The following is a 682-nucleotide window of genomic DNA, read 5'->3' as shown; positions in this document are numbered from 1 at the left end:
GCGGCGGCCGCGGCGGCGCGGCCGTGCACGGATGGGTACGGGGGTGAGCGCGGCCGTGACCGACCGGGACACCCCCGACGACGACCTCGTCCGCAGCCGGACCTTCGCCGTGGACGGCCCCGTCGATCTGGACGTGGACGTCACCGCGGGCCGGATCACGGTGGTCCTCACCGACGGACACGCCGACACCGGAGTGTCCCCGGGCCGGGAGGACGCCCGTACGGAGCCGGACAGCCCCGGGGGGCACGCGGGGGCGGACGTGCCCGCGGAGACGGACCCCGGCGACGCCGTCGTGGAGGTGCGCCGCGCACCCGGGACCCGGCCCGCGTGGGCCGACAGCGCGGCCGGGGTGCTGAACTGGGTCGGTGACGTCATGGGCAGCCAGTTCGGGGCCGGGTTCGGCGACCTGACGGGGGGCGCGGCGGACCCCGTCCGCCAGGTCCGGGTCGAGCAGGTCGGCGACCGGATCGTGGTGCGTGGGCCGAAGCCGCCCCCGCCGGTGGGGACCCCGCTCGCGGTCACCGTCCGGGCACCCGCCGGGTCGAACCTGCACGTACGGACCCGGTTCGCGGGGGTCACCGTGACCGGCCGCACCGGGCGGGTGGACGTCGACTCCGGGTCGGGCGACGTCGCCCTCGACCGGGCCGACGGGAGCACGACCGTGCGCACGGGCGCGGGAACC

Annotated in this window: 1 pseudogene; it reads left to right on the top strand. The window is 78.4% G+C overall.

The features are described 5' to 3' along the window. Positions 1-43: 43 nt before the first annotated feature. Positions 44-682, top strand: a pseudogene (locus SACPADRAFT_RS33660) (hypothetical protein); the annotation flags it as partial.

The sequence above is a fragment of the Saccharomonospora iraqiensis subsp. paurometabolica YIM 90007 genome (assembly GCF_000231035.2).
GTDB lineage: Bacteria > Actinomycetota > Actinomycetes > Mycobacteriales > Pseudonocardiaceae > Saccharomonospora > Saccharomonospora paurometabolica.
Note: the sequence above shows the minus strand (reverse complement) of the source record. Positions and strands in the feature narration are given on the sequence as shown.